Raw genomic sequence first — 8,477 nt, 5'->3', positions numbered from 1 at the left:
TGCCAATAGGCGGCTCCGACGACTCCTCGGCACCTTCCTCGACATGCTTAAACTCCTTCAGGGGACCGGCCGATCCCCGCCCCAGATTCTGCAACCGACTGCAACCAGTGGCAACATTTCGATACAAATGCCTGCCACCGCGCACGGTTACCGGGATTTGCCCTGCTCATCTTTGAATACGGCCGAGCCCGGCAGTTTCTTGAATACGGCTGACAAAACCGATCGGATGAACTGATGCCTGCGTATTCGTTTGAGGCCCTGGACGCCGGCGGCGCCACCCGCAAGGGCGTCGTCGAGGCCGACTCGGCCAAGTCGGCGCGCAGCCAGCTGCGCGGCCAGCAGCTGGTGCCGCTGCAAGTGCAGGTGCTGGGGGACAGCCGCGCAGGCGCAGGGCCTCGGCGCTGGACCCGGCGCGTGTTCAACAGCACGCAGCTGACGGTGTGGACGAGACAGCTCGCGGGCTTGGTGGGATCGGGTTTGCAGCTTGAGCGGGCGCTCACTGCATTGGCGGAAGAGGCCCCCTCGGAGCCGGAGCGCAACCTGGTGGCGGCCTTGCGGGCGGAGGTGAACGCAGGCTCGACCTTCGCTGCGGCGCTGGCGCACTTTCCTCGCGAGTTTTCGGACATCTACATCGCCGTCGTCAGCGCAGGAGAGCAGAGTGGCCACCTGGGCATGGTGCTGGAACGCTTGGCGGACGACCTTGAAAATCGCCAGGCGTTGAAGTCGAAGCTGACTGGAGCGGCGCTGTATCCGGCCATCGTCACGGTGGTCGCCTTGGCGATCGTCGTGTTCCTGGTGACCTATGTGGTTCCTCAGGTGGCGAACGTCTTCGCGGGCACCAAGCGTTCGCTCCCCTTCCTGACCACGGCCATGCTGGCTTTGAGTGCCTTCTTCCGCTCTTGGGGCTGGATGATGCTGGGCACCCTGCTGGTCGTGGGACTTGTCCTACGCGGCGCCCTGAGGAATGAAGCCTTTCGTGAGAAATTCGACGCAAGTTGGCTAGGCATACCGGTTTTGGGCCGCTTATCGCGCGGATACAACAGTGCCCAGTTCGGCAATACGCTGGCCATGCTGACCGGGGCGGGCGTCCCCATCCTGAAGGCCCTGCAAGCCGCCGCCGAAACCCTCAACAACCGGGCCATGCGCGCCGATGCCATGGATGCGCTGGTGCTGGTGCGCGAAGGCGCCCCGCTCGCGTCCGCCCTGGCACAGAAAAAGCGCTTCCCGGGCCTGCTGTCCATGTTCGCCCGGCTGGGCGAACAGACCGGCCAGCTGCCGGTGATGCTGCAGCGCGCGGCCAACCAGCTGGGCAGCGAAGTCCAGCGCCGCGCCATCCAGCTGGCCACCGTGCTGGAGCCGCTGCTCATCGTCACCATGGGCATGGTCGTCATGCTCATCGTGCTGGCGGTGCTGCTGCCCATCATCCAGCTCAACCAGTGGGTGCGCTGAGGTGAGCGTGTTCGCCGACGACAAGCTGGTGGTCGCGATCTCGTCGCGCGCCCTTTTCAACTTCGAGGAAGAGAACCGCATCTTCGAAAGCGGCGATGCGCAGGCCTACATGGCGCTGCAGCTGCAGCGGCTGGACCAGCCCGCCCGGCCGGGCATCGCGTTCTCCCTCATGAAGAAGCTGCTGGCCTTCAACGATGCCCAGGCGCAGCGCGTGGAGGTGGTCATCCTCTCGCGCAACGATCCGGTGTCGGGCATGCGCATCTTCCGCTCCGGCAAGGCCAACGAGATCAAGCTGGAGCGCGGCGTGTTCACGCAGGGCCGTTCGCCGTTCCGCTACCTCAAGCCGCTGCAGGCCAAGCTCTTCCTTTCGGCCAATGCCGAAGACGTGAAGGAAGCGCTGGCCGCCGGCTTCCCCGCCGCGCGCGTGCTGACGGAGTCGGTGCAGGCCGGCGCCAACTACCCCAACGAAGTGCGCATCGCCTTCGACGGCGACGCCGTGCTGTTTTCCGACCAGGCCGAGCGCGTGTTCCAGGACCGCGGCCTCGACGCCTTCCAGCAGCACGAATCGGACAACGTGCTGCAGCCGCTGCCCGAAGGCCCGTTCAAGCCGTTCCTGGTGGCGCTGCACCGCCTGCAGGCCAGCGGCACGCCGGCGATGAAGATCCGCACCGCGCTGGTGACGGCGCGCAGCGCGCCGGCGCACGAGCGGGCCATCCGCACGCTGATGCACTGGAACATCCACGTGGACGAGGCGATGTTCCTGGGCGGCCTGCCCAAGGGCGAGTTCCTGCGCGAGTTCGAACCCGACTTTTTCTTCGACGACCAGACGCGGCACGTGGCGCACGCCGCGCAGCACGTGCCCGCGGGCCACGTGTCCGGCGGCATCACCAACCAGGGCGCATAAGTCAGGCTGCTTCGCTAGGATGCCCCGCATCCTTTCCAAGCGAAGCCCATGGCCTCCACCTCCCGATTCGCGGCGTTCGCCGCCACCACGCGCCGCATCTGGGCGCTGGCCAAGCCCTACTTCAATTCCGACGAACGCTGGCGGGCGCGCGGCCTGCTGGCCGCCATCATCGTGCTGAACCTCGCGGCGGTGTACCTGCTGGTGCAGCTGAACGAGTGGAACCGCGTGTTCTACGACGCGCTGCAGGCGAAGAACCAGCCGGTGTTCTGGGAACAGCTGGGGCGCTTCACCTACCTGGCGTTCGCGTACATCATCGTCGCGGTCTACCGCTTCTACCTGACCCAGCTGCTGGAGATGCGCTGGCGCGCGTGGATGACGCGGCACTACCTGCAGCGCTGGCTGCACGGCAACGCGTTCTACCGGCTGGAGATCTCGCGCTTCGCCGCCGCTTCCGGCGCGACGCCGGACAACCCCGACCAGCGCATCCAGGAAGACTTCAACCTGTTCACCACGTACAGCGTGTCGCTGAGCATGGGCCTGCTGAATTCGGTGGTCACGCTGGTCAGCTTCGTGGGCATCCTGTGGAGCCTGAGCGGCGCGTTCGATTTCAGCGTCGGCGGCACCAGCTTCCACATCCCCGGCTTCATGGTGTGGGCCGCGGTGGTGTACTGCATCGCCGGCAGCGTCATCACGCACTTCATCGGCCGGCCGCAGATCGGCCTGAACTTCGCGCAGCAGCGGCTGGAAGCCGACTTCCGGCACCACATGGTGCGGGTGCGCGAATACAGCGAAGCCATCGCGCTGGACCGCGGCCAGGGCGTGGAGCGCGCGCACCTGGATCTGCGGTTCTCGCACGTGCTGGCGAACTACCTGCGCCTGATCCGTGCGCAAAAGAACCTGACGTGGTTCACCACGTTCTTCGGGCAGGCGGCGGTGGTGTTCCCGTTCCTGGTCGCGGCGCCGCGCTTCTTCAGCGGCGCCATCCAGCTGGGCGAGCTGATGCAGATTTCGTCGGCTTTCGGCAGCGTGCAGGACTCGCTGGCCTGGCTGGTGGACAACTACAGCTCGTTCGCCACCTGGCGCGCGACGGCGGATCGCCTGACCAGCTTCGAGGAAAGCCTGTCGGCGCAGGAGCGCGGCACGGGCGAGACGGTCTCCGCGGAAGGCGAAGCGCTGGCGACGGAGGGCCTGGGACTCCGGCTGCCCAACGGTGCGATCCTCGCCGAGGGCCTGAACCTGCGGGCCGCGCCGGGTGAGCACGTGCTGGTGAAAGGCCCTTCCGGCAGCGGCAAATCGACTCTGCTGCGCGCCATCGGTGGCATCTGGCCGTTCGCATCGGGCCGCATCACGGCGCCCGCGGACGCGATGGCGATCCCGCAGCAGCCTTACTTTCCGGACGGGCCGCTGCGCAACGCGCTGGCCTACCCGGAACCGGCCGCGCGCTACTCCGACGATGCATTGCGCCAGGCGCTGGACGACGCGCTGTTGCCGCAACTGAAGTCGCGGCTGGATGACGAAGACGCGTGGAGCCAGAAGCTCTCCGGCGGCGAACGCCAGCGGCTGGCGCTGGCACGCGTGTTCCTCAAGCAGCCGCGCTGGGTGCTGGCGGACGAAGCGACTTCGGCGCTCGATCCGCAGGCCGAGGAAGTGCTCTACCGGCGGTTGAAGGAGCGCATCGACGCTCGGCAGGGCGGGCTCGTGTCCATCGCCCACCGGCCGTCGCTGGAAGCCTTCCACGACCGCCGCTGGGAGTTCGAACCGCGCGAACCGCGCACCGGCGGCGGCGCGGCGTACGAAGTGCGCGCCGCCTGATCAGCCCGGCGCGCGGCCGCGCGCCTCGCGCCGGGCGATCCACACGGTGGAAGCGCAGATCACCGAGCCGCCCACCAGCGTCCAGAAGCCGGGCAGATCGCCGAAGGCCAGCCAGCCCAGCAATGTGGCCCACACCAGGTCGAGGAACTTCACCGACTGCGTGGCCGAGATGTCGGCGATGCTGAACGAACGCGTCAGGCAGTAGTGCCCCGAGCTGCCCAGGATGCCGCAGCAGACGAACAGCAGCCACTGCCCCGCGCTCGGCCATTTCCAGTCGAGCAGCGCGAACGGCAGGCTGCACGCGGTGACGGTGATGGCCTGCCACACGACGATGACCTCGGCCCGTTCGTAGCGCGTGAGGCCCTTGGTGATGAGGAACGACGCCGCGAACACCGGCGACGACGCGAGCATCACCAGCGCGTAGTAGCCGCTCGAACCCGTCAACTGCGGCCCCACCACGATGAGCACGCCGCCGAAGCCGACCAGCGCGGCGGTCCAGCGTTCCCAGCGCATGGGTTCCTTGAACACCAGCACCGCGCCCACCATGATGAAGATGGGCGTGGTGAAGCCGATGGCCGTCGTGTCCGCCAGCGAGATGTGCGGGATGGCGATGAACCAGAGGCACAGGCCCGCCGTGTGCACCGCGCCGCGCGTGAACTGGCCGCCGATGGTCTTGGGGATGAAGGCGCGCCAGCCGCCGCGAAGCACGAGGGGCGCCATCACGCAGATGCCGGCCAGGTAGCGCAGGAACTGTGTCTCGAACGGCGCGAGCTGCAAGGAAAGCTCGCGCATCAGGCCGTTGAGCAGCACGAACAGCAGGCCCGACGTCAGCGACCACATCAGTGCGCGCATTCCCGGCGGCAACCTGCCCGCGCGGCGCTGCGCGATGGCGGCGTGCCGCACCCACCGGTGCCGCCGCCAAGGGCCGGTCCCGAAATCAACCGGCATCGCGTGTCTCCATGGCGGCAACTATAGATCGCGCGGCTTGCTACATTCGGCGGGTCTTCAGGGCGGGGCGAAATTCCCCACCGGCGGTAGGCGGCGCAAGCCGCGAGCCCGCGAGCGCCCGGTGCGGTCGAAAGATCGCAGCGGGGTCAGCAGACCCGGTCAGATGCCGGGGCCGACGGTCACAGTCCGGATGGAAGAAGATCCGCGCGCGCTGCGCAAGCAGCGGGTGCGGCGCGTGCCGCTTCGCGTGCAAGTGAAGCGGCCGCATTCCGCAGCAGCCTTGGAGCGTTTTTGTTCGTCCACCGACAGGAGCGTTTCATGATCGACACCCCCTCCCCCACGGCGTCCCCGCACGCCACCATCGAACTGGCATCCATCCCGCAGGTGCTGGATGCCTTCCGCGCCGGCCGTCCCGTGCTGGTGCTGGACGACGCGGACCGCGAGAACGAAGCGGACCTCATCTGCGCCGCCGAGCTCATCACGCCGGAAGTGATGGCGCTGATGATCCGCGAAGGCAGCGGCATCGTGTGCCTTTGCATGCTGCCCGCCAAGGCCAGCGAGCTGAAGCTGCGGCCAATGGTCGAAGTCAACCGCTCGAAGCACGCGACCGCGTTCACGCAGTCGATCGAGGCTTCGCACGGCGTGACCACGGGCGTCTCCGCCGCCGACCGCGTGCAGACCATCCAGTGCGCGCTGCGCTCGACGCTGGAGCGCAGCGAGATCGTCTCGCCCGGCCACGTGTTTCCGCTCGTCGCCAGATCCGGCGGCGTGCTGGAGCGCCAGGGGCACACCGAAGCCACCGTGGACCTCGCGCGGCTGTCCGGCCTTCAGCCCGCCGGTGTGCTGTGCGAGTTGATGAACCCGGACGGCAGCATGGCGCGCGGCGAGCAGGTGGCGGCTTTCGCGAAGGCGCACGGCCTGCTGTGCACCACCGTCGAAGCGATCACCGAGTACCGGCGCCTGCAGCGCGTCCCACTCTGAAAGACCGGGGCCGCACCTTCATCAAGGCGATCGATCTCGATCCCGGCCCTCGCAGGGAGGGGCCGGGACATGCGCATTTACCGTGACGGGATGACCAGCACGCGGTTGTTGTCGAGATCCGTGACGAGCAGCTTGTCCTTGTAGAACCGCACGCCGATGGGCGTGGACATCGTCCGCGCCGTGGCGGCCAGGTCGTTGGTCCTGTCCTGGTTGTCGTCGTTCTTCGTGGCCATGTCGAAGGCACCTTGCCCCAGGACCACATCGGCAGGCTGGAAGTTCCTGGTGGGGAAAGTGTTCCAGATCAGGACGCGGTTGTTGCTGTCGTCCGCGACGGCGAACTGCACGCCGTTGGAGTGGATGCCTGCACTCGGGTGGTCCAGGGTCTGTGCGCTGGGCAGGGGGTTGCCATCGTTGGGCTGGTTCAGGTTGAAGGACGAGTGGCCCAGGACGATGTCGGCGGGCTGGAAGTTGGACGTCGGGAACGTTTTCCAGATCAGCACGCGGTTGTTCTGGCGGTCGATGATCGCCAGGCGGGTGCCATCCGTCCAGATGCCCTGCGGGTCGTCGAAGGTCCGCGCGCTAGGCTGCACATCCGGCGCGGCGTTCTGGTCGTCGTCGTTGCGCGCGCATGTCGTCAAGCTGCCTTGCCCGAGCACCAGATCCGGGGATGCGCCATTCGTCGTGGGAACGCTGTTCCAGATCAGCACCCGGTTGTTGCCGCTGTCGGCCACGAGCAGGCGCCCGTCCTGCGTGATGAACACGGCGTAAGGCAGATTCAGCTTCGCGGCGCCGCAGCCGGGGGCCGAGGTAGTGAAGCCGGAAGCGCCCACCACGACGTCGGGAAGCGCGCCGGAAGCGGTGGGTACCGCGTTGTAGATCAGGACGCGGCTATATGCATAGTCGACGACGGCCATCTTGCCGGCACCGATGGCCGCACCCTGCGGGCTTCCAATGACGGAGCGCGTCGGCGCGCCCGGGTAGGTGCCGGTGACGAAGTCCGGCTGGCCCAGCACGATGTCCGCGTTCGCGCCGCTGGCCGTGGGAAGCGAATTGAATCCCAGCACCCGGTTGTTGTTGTAGTCGGAGATGAACACCTTGCCGTCGGGTGCGATAGCGACGTTGCCGTAGGGGGTGTTCATCCCCCCCGCCACCACTGAGCCAATGGTGCCGCTGTTCGGAATTCGGGACGTGAGATTCGCCTGGCCGATCGCGGCGACCGCCGGCGCGAAATTCGCGATGGCCAGCGGCACGACGTAGCTGGCGGCCGCCGACGCGCTGCCGCCGGCCTTGCCTTTGACCGACACGGTGATGTCCTTGCCTTCGCCGACCGTCCAGTTGCCAGACGCGGGAGAGAGCGTGTACGTGTCGTTCTCGGCCGAAGTGCTGGACCATGTGCCGGTCGCTTCGGCGGACAGGCCTCCGCCGAGCACCAGACTGGCGGTGTCGGCCGGCGCGTCGAAGCGGATCACGACCGTGTCCGTTCTGGCCAGCGCGGGAGGCGCCTTGCTGAACGTCGCCGAGGACAGGGTCTGCTGCGCGCTGTCGCTGCCACCTGCGCTGCCGCCGCCACCGCTGCCACCGCCGCAACTGGCGATCATGGCGGCCGACAGGAGCGTCACGGCCAGATGGAGATGGGTGCCACGCGGGCGGCAGGAGGGAATGCGGCTGGGGGATGTCATGGAGGCTTCGGGGCAGGACGGTGGGCGCACGCTCTCGTGCGCGGCTTGGTCTTCCATGATGGTGCGCAGCCCGGCTGCTTCAAATCGTGCATGGTCAGTACAACGTTCCTGCCCGGCCTGCCGAACAAATCACGGACCTCGAGTCCACGTCATGCGTATGCATGAAAGCGTCCAGCGCCCTCCGCGCTGCTTGCCTGCTCGCGCCCCGCGGCTGCAGATCGACCCATCGGCTGGAAGAGCCTGTAGCCGTCCTACATGCCGGGGGTCTTGAAACCGACATCGAATGCCCTATCATTAGCACTCGCGAGAGTTGAGTGCTAACACATGAGCTTGGCATTCCTCCCACAAGTTAAGAGGCGCTAACATTCGTTGGCGCCTTTTGATGTCAACGAAGCCTTCCAAGGAGATCCAATGAAACTTCGTCCGCTGCACGACCGCGTGATCGTCAAGCGCCTGGAAAACGAGACCAAGACCGCCTCTGGCATCGTCATCCCGGACAACGCCGCCGAGAAGCCCGACCAGGGTGAAGTGCTGGCCGTGGGCCCCGGCCGCAAGAGCGACAAGGGCGACCTCATCGCCCTGAACGTCAAGGTCGGCGACCGCGTGCTGTTCGGCAAGTACAGCGGCCAGACCGTCAAGGTCGACGGCGACGAGCTCCTGGTGATGAAGGAAGACGACCTGTTCGCGGTCGTCGAGAAGTAATC

7 protein-coding genes and 1 riboswitch are annotated in these 8,477 nt (G+C 67.1%); of the genes, 5 read left to right on the top strand and 2 right to left on the bottom strand.

Annotation, left to right across the window (positions count from 1 at the left end; genetic code table 11):
• The first annotated feature begins 234 nt into the window (after positions 1–234).
• From gspF to EZ216_RS07810, 3 genes are read left to right on the top strand one after another with little or no spacing between them, the layout of a single operon-like run.
• The gene (gene gspF / locus EZ216_RS07820; RefSeq protein WP_135249195.1) at positions 235–1,449 is read left to right on the top strand and encodes a type II secretion system inner membrane protein GspF; all 1,215 of its coding nucleotides are present in this window, start codon (positions 235–237) and stop codon (positions 1,447–1,449) included.
• Position 1,450: 1 nt separating this feature from the next.
• On the top strand, positions 1,451–2,353 hold the full coding sequence (locus tag EZ216_RS07815; RefSeq protein ID WP_135249194.1) for a 5'-nucleotidase: 903 nt from the start codon (positions 1,451–1,453) through the stop codon (positions 2,351–2,353).
• A gap of 48 nt (positions 2,354–2,401) precedes the next feature.
• On the top strand, positions 2,402–4,165 hold the full coding sequence (locus EZ216_RS07810; protein ID WP_135249193.1) for an ABC transporter ATP-binding protein/permease: 1,764 nt from the start codon (positions 2,402–2,404) through the stop codon (positions 4,163–4,165).
• Here EZ216_RS07810 and EZ216_RS07805 read toward each other — a convergent pair whose 3' ends face one another.
• Positions 4,166–5,113, bottom strand: a complete 948-nt coding sequence (locus EZ216_RS07805) for a DMT family transporter (RefSeq protein ID WP_239024313.1) — start codon at positions 5,111–5,113, stop codon at positions 4,166–4,168.
• A 49-nt stretch (positions 5,114–5,162) separates the two neighbouring features.
• A riboswitch (FMN riboswitch) is annotated at positions 5,163–5,319 on the top strand.
• A 112-nt stretch (positions 5,320–5,431) separates the two neighbouring features.
• On the opposite strand from EZ216_RS07805, the gene ribB reads away from it, so the two are divergent.
• On the top strand, positions 5,432–6,094 hold the full coding sequence (gene ribB, locus EZ216_RS07800; protein WP_135249192.1) for a 3,4-dihydroxy-2-butanone-4-phosphate synthase: 663 nt from the start codon (positions 5,432–5,434) through the stop codon (positions 6,092–6,094).
• Between the two features lie 77 nt (positions 6,095–6,171).
• Here ribB and EZ216_RS07795 read toward each other — a convergent pair whose 3' ends face one another.
• The gene (locus tag EZ216_RS07795; protein ID WP_135249191.1) at positions 6,172–7,830 is read right to left on the bottom strand and encodes an NHL repeat-containing protein; all 1,659 of its coding nucleotides are present in this window, start codon (positions 7,828–7,830) and stop codon (positions 6,172–6,174) included.
• Positions 7,831–8,184: 354 nt separating this feature from the next.
• Here EZ216_RS07795 and groES point away from each other — a divergent pair, with 354 nt between their 5' ends.
• Complete coding sequence (groES, locus tag EZ216_RS07790; protein ID WP_135249190.1) at positions 8,185–8,475, top strand: co-chaperone GroES; 291 nt, start codon at positions 8,185–8,187, stop codon at positions 8,473–8,475.
• The last annotated feature ends 2 nt before the right edge of the window (positions 8,476–8,477 follow it).

The sequence above is a fragment of the Ramlibacter humi genome (assembly GCF_004681975.1).
GTDB lineage: Bacteria > Pseudomonadota > Gammaproteobacteria > Burkholderiales > Burkholderiaceae_C > Ramlibacter > Ramlibacter humi.
Note: the sequence above shows the minus strand (reverse complement) of the source record. Positions and strands in the feature narration are given on the sequence as shown.

Coding starts and splice junctions, on each gene's coding strand:
- gspF (WP_135249195.1), top strand. CDS start 235: ATGCCTGCGTATTCGTTTGAGGCCCTGGACGCCGGCGGCGCCACCCGC.
- EZ216_RS07810 (WP_135249193.1), top strand. CDS start 2,402: ATGGCCTCCACCTCCCGATTCGCGGCGTTCGCCGCCACCACGCGCCGC.
- EZ216_RS07805 (WP_239024313.1), bottom strand. CDS start 5,113: ATGCCGGTTGATTTCGGGACCGGCCCTTGGCGGCGGCACCGGTGGGTG.
- ribB (WP_135249192.1), top strand. CDS start 5,432: ATGATCGACACCCCCTCCCCCACGGCGTCCCCGCACGCCACCATCGAA.
- EZ216_RS07795 (WP_135249191.1), bottom strand. CDS start 7,830: ATGGAAGACCAAGCCGCGCACGAGAGCGTGCGCCCACCGTCCTGCCCC.
- groES (WP_135249190.1), top strand. CDS start 8,185: ATGAAACTTCGTCCGCTGCACGACCGCGTGATCGTCAAGCGCCTGGAA.